Below are 14,572 nucleotides of genomic sequence, written 5' to 3'. Positions count from 1 at the left end.
AACATCATTACGTGCAATCTTCAACCTTTTGTAAAAAAGCGGATGGAAAGGTAATTCTGAAACAGGTGCCAACACCCTCCGCCCCTGTTTCAATGGTGACATGGGCTTCGTGCAGATGCGCAATGGCACACACAAGGCTAAGCCCCAGCCCACTCCCCGGTACGTGGCGGCTTTTGTCCGACCGATAAAAGCGTGAAAGAACAGCTTCTCTTTCAGCCGGTGCAATACCTACGCCCGTATCCGTAACAAACAGAGATGCCGCACCGTTGATGCGTTGCGAGCCAAGCATAATGCGCCCACCTTCTGGTGTGAACTTTATGGCATTATCCACCAGATTGGCCAAAAGCTCGATCAACAAGTGCCGATCCCCCCATACAAAGCAGGGGGCTTCCCCCTCCTTTGTAACCAGCACTTTATCTTCCATTTCAGCTATGGGTTCATACAAATCAAATACGTCTGCCACCAGATCGGCTAAAAGCACTTGCCCAAAGCCTGCTTTTCTGCGGCTGTTTTCTATTTCCGCAATACGCAGCAACGCAGTGATAATACCCATGCACTGATCCAGATCATCTACAGCACGCCCTACGGCCGCCTCCAGCGCCTCTGGCTCTGTGCAAGCAGAAAGAGCCCGCTCCAATCTGGCACGCATGCGAGAAAGCGGGGTGCGCAAATCATGCGCAATATCATTCCCTACTTCCCGCATATCGTCCATCAACCGCTCCAGCCGATCCAGCATACGGTTTACACTACCGGCCAAGCGTTCCAGATCATCCCGCTCCTTGGCAGCGGGCAAACGTTCATGGATATCTCCGGCCATAATGCGGTCTATGGCCTCGTGCATTTCCTTCACGCGGGAAAGAGCACGATGGCTGAGCACAATGCCCAGAAACAACGCAAACACAAAGGTAGGAATAGCCGCCACCAGCATGGTGTGGCGCAGCATGAGCTTTTGTTCGGAAAGCAGATGGAAGCTGCGCCCCAACACCAGAATGGTGCCATCTGGCAGTTTTTCCGCCAGCACACGCAAGGGGTACGAATCCCCTTCTTCGGGGTAAATTTCTACATTGTGAGGTTTGCCATCTGCCTTTAGGCCCTTGGGCCAAGTGCGCAAATCCCCTGCGATAAGAGCATGCCCGGAATCAAACAGCCCAGCACTGTTAATAATCAGCCGCAGATCATCCGTGGCACGGCGGCGGATAACGTATTCCAGATGCTCGGGAGACATCTGGGCCAGCAGTTCGGCCTCACCTTTCAGCAACTCGGTGGAACGGCGCGATTCCACGGCCTCAAGCTGCGCGTAAACCAGACCAAACTGCATGACCATCACCCCCGCCATGGCGGCCAGCGCCATAAGGGTGATGCGGAAAGTAGCTGTGCGAAAAAGTTCAGTCAGGAACACGCAGCCGGAATCCCGTTCCGCGAATACTTTCGATCAACGGTTCCTCTCCCGGCCCATCAATTTTGCGCCGCAACTTGCCAATATGCACATCCACCAGATTGGTGCGCGGAATAAACCGATATTGCCACACATCCTCCAACAACATGGAACGTGTAAGCACCTGCCCCGGCCTGCGCATAAGGTATTCAAGCAAACGGAACTCACGCGGCAACAGCTCTATTTCCCGCCCATCGCGCCAGACGCGGCGTTCTATCAAATCCATATCAATGGGGCCCAGATGCAACTTGGTGCTGCGCGTATCATCCGGCCTACGCAACAGGGCTTCTATCCGGGCCACAAGCTCTTCTATGGCGAAGGGCTTGGTCAGATAATCATCGCCCCCAGCCTTAAGGCCTGTTACCCGATCATCCACCGCAGAAAGGGCAGAAAGCACCAGTACAGGCAGGCGTATGCCCTGCTGGCGCATGGTTTCTATAACGCTTAAACCATCCAGACCGGGCAAAAGACGATCCACCACCATAACGTCTGCTTCTAACCGTAAGGCAGCTTCCAGCCCGGCATCACCTGTGGCTTCGTGCAGCACTTTAAAACCGCGGGCTGTCAGTTCAGCTGCAATTTCCTCGGCTATGGTGCTGTCATCTTCTACCAGAAGCACCGCTTTCCCATTGGGTGAGAAAAAATCGGCATCTTCCTTAAGCATATCCGCTGTTCCATTCATCTTTTACACTGATGCCGCTCCATTTGAATCAACACCAGTAAATTCCATTTCAGACTCTTCTATTCCGGCGGCATTGTCTTCCGGTTCATCCAGTTCACGCAACTTGCGGCTAACCGAACGAGTGCGCCTACGGGCTTCCTCGATAGAAAAAGACATGGCCTGTGCATTTCGTGCCAGTTTATCCAGCACGCCATCCATCTTGATCATTTCCTGCCGCGTGGCCCCCAGCAGGCGCGCAATGGTTTCTGTCCGCTCTTCCAGCGCAAGTGTAACGTACCCCAGATGGATTGTGCGCAACATGGCTGGCATAAGAGCAGGCCCCATAACCATAACCCGAAACTGCCGCCCCAGTTCATCAATCAGCCCCGGCATACGTGCCACTTCTGTATATAACCCATCTGTGGGCAGATACAGTACGGCAAACTCCACCGTTTTGGGTGGGTGAATATATTTGCTGGAAATCTTGCGCGCTTCCACCCGCATGGTGTTTTCCAGAGATTTACGCGCAGCTTTTTCTGCCACTGCATCACCTTCATCCGCAGCGTTGAGCAGCCGCTCATAGGCTTCTGTGGGAAATTTGCTATCCACAGGCAAAAGCGGAGGCGTGCTGGATTTAACAGGCATGCGGATGGCAAATTCCACCACATCGTTTCCGTTGCCAATCCGCACATTGCTTTCATACGTGCCGGGTGGCAGTACATCATCCAAAATGGCACGTAGCTGGGCTTCCCCCCAGCCGCCACGGGTTTTGACATTGCTGAACAGGCGCTTGAGGTCTCCAATCTGGCCCGTCATGGCCCTTACTTCGCCCATGGCTTTTTGCATGGCGGAAAATTGCTCCAGCACACGCTGGAACGAAGTTTGCATCTGCTGCTCTACAGCTTCGTGCAGTTGCTCCGTAACCGCGTGGCGGATAGAGGCCAACTGCTGGGCAGATGTATCCGCCAGATTGCGCAGGGCTTCGGCCTGAGCAGCACGGGCCTCCGCCTGTTCTCGCCCCAGACCTCCGGCCAATGCACCAAGCTGTTCCGCCAGCTCCGTGCGCATGCGCTCAATACGCCCACCCATGGCGCGTTCCATTTCCATCATGCCATTGCGTTGCGCGGCACTCTCGGAACGTGCCGTCGCGCTCTCATGCTCTACCAGAACATACAGCCGGGCCAGCAAATCTGCATCCGTGCCACCTCCTGCTTTAGGGCGCAGCACCACAACAAGACCCGCCCCCAACAACAAGGCGCACACAGCAACACTTAAAAGAACAATTACAGAACTCATGCCCCGTTTTGTCTTATGTCAGCAACAAGAGCAAGCACCAGAAACGCATAGAATGCCCACCAGAACAGCTTTATCGCGGCACCGTAATGACAATCGACCACCGGCAATGGTATGACCTACCCCTTAGCCTGCCCTGCGCGTAGAACATGCGCTGTATGGCAGGCCAATAAAAACACGTCATTCAGGCCGCGGATTTAAATAACACCGTGCCCTTTCCGGACAGGAGAACAATAGAGTGAACACGGCACAACGCATCCGCGGCATTGTGGCAGGTTCCGCAGGCAACCTGCTGGAATATTTTGATTGGTATGTTTATTCCTCTTTCACCATTTACTTTGCGCATGCCTTTTTCCCGCACGGCAACCCCACGGTCGAGCTGCTAAATGCGGCTGCGGTATTTGCTGTGGGCTTTTTTATGCGCCCTGTGGGTGGGTGGCTGTTGGGTATGGCGGCAGATCGGTATGGCCGACGCAGCGCACTCACCATTTCGGTGCTCACAATGTGTTTAGGGTCTTTGGCCATTGCCGTATGCCCAACATATGACCAGATCGGCCTTGCCGCTCCGCTGCTCCTGTTAATTGCCCGCCTGTTGCAAGGCCTAAGCCTTGGGGGAGAATACGGAGCATCCGCCACCTATCTGGCAGAAGTAGCCACACCCGATCACCGCGGATTCTGGTCTGGTTTTTTGTATGTTACGCTGGTTATGGGCCAACTGCTCGCCCTTGTTTTGCTCCTGCTCATGCAATACGTGCTGCTTACACCCCAGCAGATTGCAAGCTGGGGCTGGCGTGTGCCGTTTCTGATAGGTGCTTTGGGGGCTGTACTTGTGTTCTGGCTACGCCGCCAGATGACAGAAAGTGACAGCTTTAAAAACGCGCATACAGAAAAAGAAAAAGGCGGCATTCACGTTCTTCTGCACCATTGGCGGGCTGTATTAACGGTATGTGGCCTTACCCTTGGTGGCACCGTAGCCTTTTATACCTACACCATTTACATGCAGAAATATCTGGCCAACACGCTGGGTTTTCCTAAGGAAACAGCAACCCTTATTTCTACTGCCAGTCTTGTGGTGTTTGCCGCCATGCAGCCTGTTTTTGGGGCTCTTTCAGATAAAATTGGCCGCAAGCCATTGCTGCTGTTTTTTGGCTTTGGCGCAACATTTGGCACCATTCCGCTGCTGCATGTGCTTGCGGGGGCCTCATCCCCTTGGACGGCTTTTGCCCTGATTGTTACGGCGCTGTTTATTGCCTCTGGCTACACATCCATTAACGCCATTGTAAAAGCAGAGCTCTTTCCCACCCGTATTCGCGCTTTGGGTGTGGCCCTGCCTTATGCGCTTACGGTTTCCATTTTTGGTGGCACCACGGAATATATTGCCCTGTGGTGTAAACAGATCGGGCACGAAAACTGGTTTGCCGGATATGTTTCCATCTGTGCGGCCGTAACCCTGTTTACGGTTTTGCGTTTAAAACAAACAGACCGCATTACCGCGCCAACCGATGCGTCTGCACGCTCCTGATATTCGGTGCACGGCATGTTGCTCTTTGTTAAAAAAGCAGCATGCCCATTTCGGGTAATCAAGTACGGGCCTTGTTGTTTCATAAAATCAGATTGCAAAATAACGCCGCGGATACGCCTTTAATTTGCCATAAGACGCGCCATTATTTGAGATGAGACAAAGAACGCAGGTGTAATCCTGTTTCAAGGAGGCTCATTTCATGCGCCAGATTACCAAACTTCTTATGGCCCTGCCCGTTATTACGGGCCTTGGCTTGGCAAGCGTGCCGATGGCGCAGGCACAACCCGGCCCACATATGATGGGCGGCCCAGGTTGGGGTGGCCCCAGAGGTGGTTATTACCATCATCGTGGCCCCGGTGGCGGTGGCGGTGCCATTGCAGGTGCCCTTATTGGTGGCTTGGCCGTAGGGGCGTTGGCTGGCGCCACAATAGCTGGTGGCCCACCTGTAGTTTACGCACCACCGCCGCCCCCTCCGCCGCCGCCAACAGCTTACGTGGTGCCCGCTGTGCCAGTTATGCCCGGCCCCGGTTACGGCTATTACGGCCCGCGCGGGTATTACCAAGCATGGTAAAAGAAGCTACAGCCTGAAAGTAAAAAATCAGGCACTGCCCGCCAATGTGCGGGCAGCTTCCAGCACAGCTTCAACATGGCCCGGCACCTTAACCTTGGGCCAGATATGCGCAATTTTGCCATCCGCCCCAATCAGGAAGGTTGTGCGCTCAATACCCATATACTGGCGGCCATAATTGGTTTTTTCCACCCACACGCCATAGGCCTCTGTCACGCTGCCAGATTCATCTGATGCCAAGGGAAATGTCAGATCATATTTGGCGGCAAAGGCATCCAGCTTTTTAACCGGATCGCGCGAAACGCCAAGAACGGTTAGTCCGGCTTTATCAAAATCCTTTAGGGCCTCGTTAAATCCGCAGGCTTCTTTTGTGCATCCGGGTGTATCTGCCTTGGGGTAGAAATACAGAACAAACGGCTTGCCCTTAAAATCTGCCAACGTCACCTTACGGCCACCGCTTGCTTCCATATCAAACGCAGGCGCAGCATCACCTACCTGAAGCGTGTGTTTTTCCGTCATGCTTGTTTTCCTTCTTTTAAAATCTCTTACGCCAAAGTGAACGTGCAGGATCTGCAAGCTGTTCCGGCGCCAAACCTACCTTATTCCACCGGGCCAACCAGCCGGGCAAAAACTGCATGCACATCACGCGCCAGAATATTCGCCTTTTCAATCAGATCTGGCAGCGTTTCCAACTTCATGGCTTTCAGCAGCACGTTTAACGATGCCGGAGCCAGATCACGCTCCAGATCAACAGGCGGCGTGGCCCCACACAGCAGCCGCAACACAGCCTGAAGCTGGCGCCAGAACAGTTCAGCCTGCTTTAAAAACTGAGTATCCTCGGCACTTAGCAGCCCTGCCTTTTCCAGCCGCCCCAGCGCCAAACGCGTGCTCACATCCCGCACGGTACTATTTGCGCCAATCAACTGATAAATCTGGGCAATAAATTCTACATCTATCAACCCACCCAGCCGCCGCTTCACATCCCACACAGAAGATGCAGGCAGATCGCGCGCCAAGCGTGCGCGCATGGCGCTGGCATCTTTGAGCAGCGTTGCGCGAGATGCTGGCTCGGCCCGTAAACGCCCATCCAGAATGGTATCCAGATCCTGCCTTAAAGCATGCTTTAATTCTGCTGGAGCGGCCACAATACGGGCACGGGTCAGGGCCATACACTCCCATGTCCATGCGGATTCCGTGTGGTAACGCAAAAAAGCAGGGCGCGAGACAGCAACCGGCCCCGCCGCACCAGAAGGACGCAACCGCATATCTACCGCATATAAGGGCCCTTCTGGGCCTGGTGCTGTCAGCGCCGCAATAAAGGCGTGGGCCAGCCGTGTGTAATATTGTGCGACCCCCACAGAACGCGGGGCAGAAAACAGCGGACGCTCTGCTTTTGTATCCGCCTGCGGTACCTCGCTGGCCTGCACATCTTCGGGGTGATCAAACACCATCAGCAAATCAAGATCAGACCGCGGCATCATCTCGCGCGAACCGGCTTTGCCAAGTGCTACAATGGCCATGCCACCACCCGGAACATGCCCGTACCGGCGTGTGTGTTCTATTTCCACCGCCTGTTTTACAATGGTGATAATGGTATCCGCCAGCACCGTGCGCTGCTTTTCGGCCTCGTTTTCCGTTATGCGGCTTTCCAGCAGGGCAACAGATAGACGGAACTCCTCCCCACGCAAAAGTGGGCGCAAAGCCGTTACCAGCTCTTCAACATCTGCCATTTCTTCCGCTAGATGTTGAAGGCGGGCGACAACCGTACGCCCTTCTTCTGGCGCGGATTCCAAAAGCCCTTCCAGCGCAGAAGGTTTGTCTGCCAGATAATCTGCCAGAAAAACGGAGGCATCAAAAATATTGGCAATGCGGTCTACTAATGCCGGATTGCGTTCAAACAGGGAAAGAAGCTGCACCCCAGCATGTTGCCGCGCCAGCAACGCATCAAACCGACGTAAACAGGCCAGCGGATTGCTGCGCACACCAAAGCTGGCCAGCAATGTGGGCAACAGCACACGCAACAACGCATGCGCGCGCTCAGACCGCAGCGCCCGCAAGCTGTTGCCGCGCCAACGGGTAAGAACCTGTGTGGCTTCCTGTACCTGTTCGGGCGGAAAACCGTGCTTTTGCAAGAGTTCCGCCGTTTGCCCATCTTCCGGCCCCGGCACCAGCACACTGCCTTCCACTTCTTCGGGCTGAGCGGAATGCAGCACAAAATGTCGCTCGAAAATGCGCCGTGCCTCACGCATACGGGGCAACATATCCAGCGCCAGAACCTCGGCATCCGGATAGTTCATGAAAATGGCAAAGGCCTCGAACCCTTCCCGCGTGTCTGGCAGGCTGTGGGTTTGGTGGTCTGCACGCATTTGCAAACGGTGTTCGGCATCACGCAAAAAACGATAGGTGCGGGCCAGAACCTCGGCTTCCTCTCGCGGCAGGCGGCCTGAGCCTACAAGCTTTTTAAGCGCACCAAAGGTGGTTTTATCTCGCAAGGTAGGCTCACGCCCACCCCAGACAAGCTGCATGGCCTGCGCGATAAATTCAATTTCACGAATCCCACCTTGCCCCAGCTTGAGGTTATGCCCCAACAACCACTCTATGCTGGCGGAAGGATCTGCCAGCACGGCATCTGGTAGGTTACTTAAATCTGTCCGGCCCGCCTTACGGTAACGATCTATCCGGGCCTTCATGTCATGCAGATCATCAATCAGTGCAAAATCCAGATGCCTGCGCCAGATAAACGGGCGAATAGCCACCAGAAAACGCCGCCCCAGTGTGAGATCTCCCGCCACAGGACGCGCTTTTGTCATGGCCGCACGTTCCCACGTTTGGCCGAGGCTTTCATAATACAGGATGGCGGCCTGCACCGTTACCGCCGGAGGGGTGGAAGATGGATCGGGCCGCAGCCTTAAATCTGTGCGAAAAACGTATCCGTTGGCATCTCGTGCTTCCATCAGGCTGACAAGATCGCTAGTCATACGCACGAACACACGCCGCACTGTGTCCGACTGAGGGTACGCTGTGGGATCATACAGCACCATCAGGTCTATATCGGATGAAAAATTCAGCTCCCGCGCGCCTAACTTGCCCATGGCCAGAATTACAAAGCCGCAGCCCTGTGCGGGGTGTTCCGGGTTGGGTAAAGCCAGTTGCCCCGCCTGAAAGGCACACCACAATAAATGCCTGACAGCCAGATCCAGCGCGGTATCAGCCAAGCGGCTCAGGGCATGTGTTACTTCCTCCAAAGACCAGAAGCCACCCAGATCCGCCACAGCACAAATAAAAGCTATGCGTTTTTTTGTATGCCGCAAAAAAGCCGCGACACACTCTCGCCCCGATGTTGTGTCAAATTTTGCGCATGTTGCAAACGCATCCTGCACACACATATCCGGCCCCTGCTCCAGCAGGGCCGCAAAGGCCAGAACGTCTTCTCGCGCCAGATCTGCCAGATACGGACTGTTGCCCCCAAGACACGCCAGCAGTTCCCGCGCGCCCGGCTGTATCATGACAGATTGCGCAACACCTGCTTCCTGCGCCAGAACCAGCATGTCCTGCGTAAACAGATCAGCCGCACGTGTATCTGCTGGGGCGGGCCAGTCTGCATCTGGCCACATGCGAGAACCGTGCCCTCTAGGTTGCCTTACGTCTCGAAAAAGGGAATGGTCTGCCTGCGTCATGATCTGGCCCGTGCTGTGAACAATAAAGGCTTGCTGCGTTGACTTCCAACGGTCAAGACACCACGCGCCCACGGCGCACAAAAACCCGGCAATTTCTGGTCTATGGTGCCTATGGCATGGTGGGGCTGCCTGTTGTGGGCACAGTTTTGCTGTTTGCGCGCATGGCGCTTGGGCCAATAAATGTTACGCCGTTGGTGCGTCCTTTTTTGCCTGTTACCGTTATTTCCGGCGGCAAAAAACAGCCTCCGGTCGCTACGCTGGGGTTAAGGCGCGCCTATCTGGAATGGAACGGCCTGCGCGATGGGTTCACATCTCCGCTCATGCTTGCGCTGCATGACATTGCCGTTAAAGGGCCGGATCGCACAGTAGTTGATACCGTGCACGAAGCCCATGTTACGCTGGATACACTGGCCCTGCTACATGGTGGCATTGCCCTGCGCGCTGTAGAGTTAGAAGGCGTAAACCTTGCCCTCCGGCGCGGTAAAAACGGTGCTGTGGGGTTTGATTTTGATACCCCTCCGACCGTTGGCGCAAGTGATAGCGGAAGTGTAGATACCGCCGGACTGGATCGTGCCGTAATCTCCCACGCTGTTGTGCGTATGAATGACCAACTCACCGGCACACATTGGGTGGCTTCTCCGCTAGATGCCACACTGCATATGGCATCAGCCCAAGGCAAAAAGGGCATAACGGGTGCCGTGCAATTTGCCGTAACGGGGGAAGAAAACCCTGATTGCCACATAGAGGTAAAAGCCAACAGTCTGCCAGATACAGATGGCAAAGGTATTGTATGGCATCTGGCAACCAATGCCGTTAAGCCAGCCAGCTTTTCCCATATCTCGCATGATCTGCAACATATCAGAACACCCATTACGGTGACATCCGATGTCAGCTTTCTGCCCGCACCGGGTTCGGAATGGCTGATGCCTGGCGCGATGGAACTGCATGCAGATGCACAAAGCGGCAAGGTTACTGCCGCTGGAGCACGCTATTTTTTAAATGGCGGCTCTGCCAATATTACCCTGCGGCTTGACCATCTTAAGGATGGCAACACGCCTGCACATATTATTGTGCACAACATCACTGCCAACCTGCGCAATCCAGACCACCCGGAAGATGAGGCCAGAGGGCTTCATCTGGCTGTATCCGGGCAAGTAGATGCCACAGATCTGATAAACCCCACCACGGTTTCCGGGCAGGTTACAGCCGATATTCCGCAGGTGTACTTTCCCGATCTGGTTTATTATTGGCCAGACAAGGCCGCCAAAGGCGGCAAAAAATGGGTAACCAAGAATATTACAGATGGCGTGGCCTACAACCTGCACACCACTGTTTCTTTATCCAGCAAAACAGGCTGGAATGGTGTGGATGTTAGCAACATTGCTGGCGGGCTGGATGCCAAAGGGCTGACCATCTACTGGCTGCGGCCTATTTCCCCACTAAGGGGCATGGATGCCCATATGGATGTGGACGGACTGGACAAGCTAAGCATCAAGTTTGACCACGGCTACCAGCTTGTTGACCGTGCCGGAAAAAACGTAGGTCAAAGTGGTATTGGCCGCATTGCTGCTGGCCCCGGCAGCATGGATATTGTGGGCCTGACCAAAAAAGACCAGACCGGTATTATCAACACGCAACTGGATGGCAAATTACAGGATGTGATGGCTCTTTTGGCCGAACCACGCCTGCACCTGCTTTCTCGCCACCCGCTGGATCTTCGCAACCCACGTGGGCGCGCCAAACTTCAGCTTATGCTCAGCCTCCCTTTGAAAGACGATGTCAGCATTGATGACATGGACATTAAGGGCCATGCCGATATCACGCAGGCATCACTTGATAATGTGGTCGCCGGGCGCGGTGTAAGGCGCGCTGATATCAAGCTGGATGCCACGGCAGACGGCCTTTCTCTTGCCGGGCATGGCGTGTTGGGTGGACTGCCCTCCAACATCTCCTATTCAACAGATTTCCGGCATGTACCGCCGACCGGGCTTTTGGAACAGGCACATCTGACATCCCGCATTACCCCACAAACCGCAACAGCCGCCGGTTTTGCAACGGGAGACCATTTTGGTGGCTCTGCTGATGCCGTGGTGGATTACCGCCAATATGGAGATCACCACGGGTTGGTGGATATCAACCTCAACCTCAAAAACTCCCAAATCCGCATTCCGCTCTGGCATAAGGCACCGGGGCGGGCTGCACAGGCCACCGCTACGCTGGGGCTAAAAAACGGCCAGATTGTTGCGGTAGATCGTATTTTGGCTACAGGGCCGGATTTGGATGTACGTGGCAAGGCCCGCCTACGCCCCAATCATGCGCCACAACTGATTATCTCTTCCTTCCGGGTTGCTCATTCCACCGGCCATGCCATGCTGGAACTGCCACAAAAAGGCGTGGCAGGCTCGGTTATTCATGTTGGCGTCTATGCAGACATGCTGGATCTTTCCCCTTTGGTAACGGGTGATCCATCAGACCCCAAACCCGCACAGCCCGCCAGCACTGGCTACCACGTGCCAGAGGCAGCAACAGGCAAGCTACACGGCCCTCCGGGTACAGCATGGGCTATTGATCTGACAGCCAACACATTGCGCTACAATCCCGACAAACCATCTTTGAAAGCTGTAAAAGCCTATTTTGAGGATAACGGCCAACGTCTGGAAAAAATGTATTTTGCCATGCACGGGCCAACCCCCGTAAGCATGACACTTACCCCCAAAGGTGCGGGGCGAGACCTGCGCGTTTCTATCCCAAACATGGGCGCGTTTCTGTCTGACTTTAAAATTGTGCCAGATGTAGAAGGTGGCCATGCCGTTTTAAGTGGATCTTTTGATGATACGGAGGCTTCCGCCCCGTTTAACGGCCGCATAACCGTAACGCCCTTTGTGCTCAAAAAAGCCCCAACAGCCCTGCGTATGGCACGGAATATCTCATTTTACGGCTGGTTGGCCGCACATAATACATCGGAATTTACTGTTACACATCTTGTGCTACCCGTGACCTTCAAAGATGGCGTGCTGAATATTCGTGATGGCAGAACAGGCAACAATGCACTGGGCGCAACACTTGAAGGCGACGTTAATCTGGATAAGAACAGCATAGATTTACACGGCACCGTGGTGCCTATTTTTGCTATCAACAAACTGCCCGGAAAGCTGCCGGGCATTGGCTGGGTATTTAGCCCGGAAAAAGACGGGGGGCTTGTGGCCATAACCTTTGGTGTGGCCGGGCAGATGAGCAACCCTTCCCTGCACGTAAACCCCTATTCCATCTTTCTGCCAGGGGCCTTGCGCCGGATTTTTTAACCCGGTTGCGGCCCCTTTGCAGGGGCCATATTATTTATCATCAATAGCTGGATCTTCTCCATCCGCATTAGGGGGAAGATCAGCCGCCCCTTCCATCAGAGATACAGCATCTGTTAGCGGGCTGCGCACAGTGGCTGTAATGCCCCCTGCCCGCACGATATCCCGAAAAGATGCGCCCTCATCATCAAAAGCAGTATCCAGACCGTTGCCGCTGACTTCCCCTATGGCATGAAACACCACGCCAGATTGCACGGTTACGGGGGAAACCAGCCAATGCCGTGTGTGCGAGATAACGGAGGATGCATCTGCATCCATACACGGTTGCATATGGGTAAGGGTAACAGTTTCTGTGGTAACCAAGGCTTCGTTTTCTTCCCCAGCCTTAGGGCCACCGGCTTTGGCTTGCGCAGCAAACACGGTGCCAGATGCCACCACCTGCATGGCTTGGGGCGGTTGTGCAATATCCGCACGCAAACATACGGAAACCGTGCCGGAACTTCCATCATCCGCCTGCGCAAGAGCTGGCAGGCTTACCCCAGCAAGAAACAGATAGAAAATTACAAAGCTGGGGCGAATTTTCATGGCGACGTTCTCTTTTTCCGTTTTCTGCCGCCCGAAACATCAAACCTTATGGGTGTGCAGGGGCTTCCCGCTTCAGCCCGGACGGAATGGCAAACACACTATCTGGCTGGGTGGCGCGGCTTACACTTACTGCGCGCACCGTAACCTGCCCTTTCTGTGCAACCTGCAAAAGCAGGCCGTCTGGCGTATAGCATGCATCTGTTGGATGCCCCTCGGCATCCGTTGTGCGCCACAATGTGCACTGTTCACCCGCCACAACGGAATTCCCCAATCGTGCATAGGTGCCAGCCGCTGCGGGCTGCCCTGGGGGGGTAATCTGCTGTGGGCCCGGCACAGGCATCACGCTGGCCCGCTTGCGTGCGGTATCCACCACTGTAAGGGTGTGATCTGTCCATGATGTAATCATGAACACATCAGAATTCTGCGGGTCCAGCCGCTGGCGCAAGGAGCTAACCTGCCAGCGCATACGTTGCTGGGTGGGGGCATCCCCTTGGGCGGAGTTCAGCTCATACAACACATCCGCATCAACAGATGGCGTTACCACCGGCGCATCTGTGGGGCTTATTTGTGTTGGCTCTGGCGTTTGCGGCTGTATCTGGGCATGGGCGACACCACCAGAAGCTACAGCCCCCAACAACACAAACCCCACACCGGCAAGAAAGCGTTTTGCAACCATCTTACGGTGTTCCTTCCGCGCTATTTGGAGCTGGGGTAGATATCATTGGCCCTACGCCAGAAGGCGCAGCAGGTTGTGCCGAAGCGCCACCCGCTGAACCTCCGCCGTTTTTATTGCCACTATGCGGGTTAACTTCCTGAAAGCCTGCAGGCGGCTGAAAGACGCTATCGGGCACGGGCTCGTAAGACACTTTCATGGCGCGGATACGGCCATTTAGCCCATCCACATCAATACCGGTTTGGGAAAGAATAAAGCCATCATCCGTGACGCAAGCCGTAGCCTGCCCTTGGGCAGATTGTGCGGCCCAGACGGTGCAGGGTTGCCCGGCCACAACATCACTGCCCTTGCGCGTAAACTGCATGGACAGATCAAGCAGAAACGGGTTGCGGATGCCTTCCTGCTGTACAAGGCGGGTGTAGATATGCCGATCATTCAAAAGCACCAACACTTCCTGTGAAGCGCGGTTGATAATTACAGCCCCGCGGCTATCATCCCCTTCCATGCTGGTCATGTAATTAATGCGCATCAACCCGCCATCGCCAGAGAACATTACCTGCACATGGCGCGTTGCTATGGGGGTGTCTGGCTTAACACCATTTTCCAAATCCTGCGCTGTGGGCTGGGGCTGAAAGCTGTAATCAATAATAGCATCACGCGCGGGCGTTAGGCGTGGATGATCCAGCGCAACCTGTGCCTGTGCCTGCCCAGAAAACACCGTGCCCAGCACAGGCACAGCCGCCCCCAGAACACCCATCAGGCAAAAAAAACGCATACGACCATACAGGCGTGTGCTCATGATATCATCCATTCCAGTCATTCAAATTACAGGCCCGCACTTGGTTACCACCTTGGGCGC

Annotated in this window: 11 protein-coding genes; 3 read left to right on the top strand and 8 right to left on the bottom strand. The window is 54.8% G+C overall.

Annotated features, from left to right (window positions below; all coding sequences use genetic code 11):
* Nucleotides 1–7: 7 nt before the first annotated feature.
* Genes DS739_RS04815 through DS739_RS04805 form a run of 3 tightly spaced genes read right to left on the bottom strand, consistent with a single transcriptional unit; the run spans nucleotide 8 to nucleotide 3,392 of the window.
* On the bottom strand, nucleotides 8–1,399 hold the full coding sequence (locus DS739_RS04815) for an ATP-binding protein (RefSeq protein ID WP_006116064.1): 1,392 nt from the start codon (nucleotides 1,397–1,399) through the stop codon (nucleotides 8–10).
* A complete protein-coding gene (locus DS739_RS04810) occupies nucleotides 1,386–2,117 on the bottom strand; it encodes a response regulator transcription factor (protein WP_006116065.1) in 732 nt (243 codons plus the stop codon). The genes DS739_RS04815 and DS739_RS04810 overlap by 14 nt, the downstream gene beginning before the upstream one ends.
* Nucleotides 2,118–2,120: 3 nt before the next feature.
* Nucleotides 2,121–3,392 carry a DNA recombination protein RmuC gene (locus tag DS739_RS04805; protein ID WP_006116066.1) on the bottom strand — a complete coding sequence of 424 codons (1,272 nt, stop codon included), beginning with the start codon at nucleotides 3,390–3,392 and terminating at the stop codon, nucleotides 2,121–2,123.
* Between the two features lie 235 nt (nucleotides 3,393–3,627).
* On the opposite strand from DS739_RS04805, the gene DS739_RS04800 reads away from it, so the two are divergent.
* Nucleotides 3,628–4,911 (top strand): MFS transporter, encoded by a 1,284-nt coding sequence (locus DS739_RS04800; protein ID WP_006116067.1) that lies wholly within the window; start codon nucleotides 3,628–3,630, stop codon nucleotides 4,909–4,911.
* A 199-nt stretch (nucleotides 4,912–5,110) separates the two neighbouring features.
* A complete protein-coding gene (locus tag DS739_RS04795) occupies nucleotides 5,111–5,482 on the top strand; it encodes a hypothetical protein (protein ID WP_035351628.1) in 372 nt (123 codons plus the stop codon).
* 27 nt (nucleotides 5,483–5,509) lie between these two features.
* Here DS739_RS04795 and bcp read toward each other — a convergent pair whose 3' ends face one another.
* The gene (bcp, locus tag DS739_RS04790) at nucleotides 5,510–5,998 is read right to left on the bottom strand and encodes a thioredoxin-dependent thiol peroxidase (protein WP_035351630.1); all 489 of its coding nucleotides are present in this window, start codon (nucleotides 5,996–5,998) and stop codon (nucleotides 5,510–5,512) included.
* Nucleotides 5,999–6,078: 80 nt separating this feature from the next.
* Nucleotides 6,079–9,156, bottom strand: coding sequence for a bifunctional [glutamine synthetase] adenylyltransferase/[glutamine synthetase]-adenylyl-L-tyrosine phosphorylase (locus tag DS739_RS04785; RefSeq protein WP_170315299.1), 3,078 nt, complete (start codon nucleotides 9,154–9,156; stop codon nucleotides 6,079–6,081).
* Between the two features lie 116 nt (nucleotides 9,157–9,272).
* On the opposite strand from DS739_RS04785, the gene DS739_RS04780 reads away from it, so the two are divergent.
* On the top strand, nucleotides 9,273–12,458 hold the full coding sequence (locus tag DS739_RS04780; protein WP_170315306.1) for an AsmA-like C-terminal region-containing protein: 3,186 nt from the start codon (nucleotides 9,273–9,275) through the stop codon (nucleotides 12,456–12,458).
* 30 nt (nucleotides 12,459–12,488) lie between these two features.
* On the opposite strand, the gene DS739_RS04775 is transcribed toward DS739_RS04780, so the two are convergent.
* The 3 genes from DS739_RS04775 to DS739_RS04765 are packed head-to-tail and all read right to left on the bottom strand — an operon-like array spanning nucleotide 12,489 to nucleotide 14,533.
* Nucleotides 12,489–13,040 carry a hypothetical protein gene (locus tag DS739_RS04775; protein ID WP_006116072.1) on the bottom strand — a complete coding sequence of 184 codons (552 nt, stop codon included), beginning with the start codon at nucleotides 13,038–13,040 and terminating at the stop codon, nucleotides 12,489–12,491.
* A 46-nt stretch (nucleotides 13,041–13,086) separates the two neighbouring features.
* Complete coding sequence (locus tag DS739_RS04770) at nucleotides 13,087–13,716, bottom strand: hypothetical protein (RefSeq protein WP_006116073.1); 630 nt, start codon at nucleotides 13,714–13,716, stop codon at nucleotides 13,087–13,089.
* 1 nt (nucleotide 13,717) lies between these two features.
* Nucleotides 13,718–14,533 carry a DUF4412 domain-containing protein gene (locus DS739_RS04765; RefSeq protein ID WP_006116074.1) on the bottom strand — a complete coding sequence of 272 codons (816 nt, stop codon included), beginning with the start codon at nucleotides 14,531–14,533 and terminating at the stop codon, nucleotides 13,718–13,720.
* Nucleotides 14,534–14,572: the final 39 nt, after the last annotated feature.

Origin of the sequence: Acetobacter sp. JWB (genome assembly GCF_003323795.1) — a bacterium.
GTDB classification, from domain to species: Bacteria; Pseudomonadota; Alphaproteobacteria; order Acetobacterales; family Acetobacteraceae; genus Acetobacter; species Acetobacter oryzifermentans.
Note: the sequence above shows the minus strand (reverse complement) of the source record. Positions and strands in the feature narration are given on the sequence as shown.